An 845-nucleotide genomic window follows, 5' to 3' on the forward strand; every position below is an offset into this window, starting at 1 on the left:
TAGGGCTAAGACTCATAACCAGTAGCTGACGGTTGCAGCGATGCAGACGGCGGCGAGGAAGTTGCGGGCGAGCCGATCGTAGCGAGTTGCGATGCGACGGAAGTCCTTGATGCGACAGAACATGCGCTCAATCGCATTGCGGTCCTTGTAGAGGAAGGGCGAGAAACAATTCTTCCATTTTCGGTTCGCCTTGGGCGGGATATTGGCGAAGGCGCCGCGTCCGCGAACCTGCTCCCGGATGGCATTGCTGTCATAGCCTTTGTCGGCATGCAGGATTGGCGCCGCCGGCATCTGCTCGATCAGCAGCGCCCCGGCAGTGCAATCGGCGACCTGGCCGCCGGTCAGGAGAAAGGCGACCGGCCGGCAGAATCCATCCGTCAGGGCATGGATTTTGGTAGTCCGTCCGCCTCTCGAGCGACCGATGGCCTGATTTTGCTCCCCCCTTTGCCGCCGGCCGCACAGCGATGCGCCCTTACCGCCGATGAGTCGATGAGAAGCTCGGCCGGAGGCCCGCCGGCGTTGGCAAGAGCATGGAAAATGGCACTCCAAACGCCCTTGGCCGACCAGCGCTGGAAACGGTTGTAGAGGGTCTTGCGCGGTCCATAGACCGACGGAGCGTCGACCCAGCGTCCGCCGCTCTTCACCACATGAATAATGCCGCTGATCACGCGGCGATCATCGACGCGCGGCTTGCCTCGGGTGTCGGTCGGCAGATGTGGTTCAAGCAACCCAAACTGCTCATCGCTGAGCCAGAAATATTCGCGATTCATGAGTGGTCCCCCTCAGAGACCCGTGAATCACAATCCCGCCGTCAGAGGAACCCCTTTTATGGGTCCCGACCCTAG

1 protein-coding gene is annotated in these 845 nt (G+C 61.3%); it reads right to left on the minus strand.

The annotated features are described in order from the left end of the window. Positions 1 to 12: 12 nt before the first annotated feature. Positions 13 to 770 (minus strand): IS5 family transposase gene (locus tag NKJ67_RS35065; protein WP_352585889.1). Its coding sequence is split into 2 segments (ribosomal slippage): positions 13 to 431 and positions 431 to 770, totalling 759 coding nucleotides; the frame shifts between segments, so codons are not numbered across the junction. Positions 771 to 845: the final 75 nt, after the last annotated feature.

This window comes from Mesorhizobium sp. M0088 (assembly GCF_040322895.1).
Lineage (GTDB): Bacteria > Pseudomonadota > Alphaproteobacteria > Rhizobiales > Rhizobiaceae > Mesorhizobium.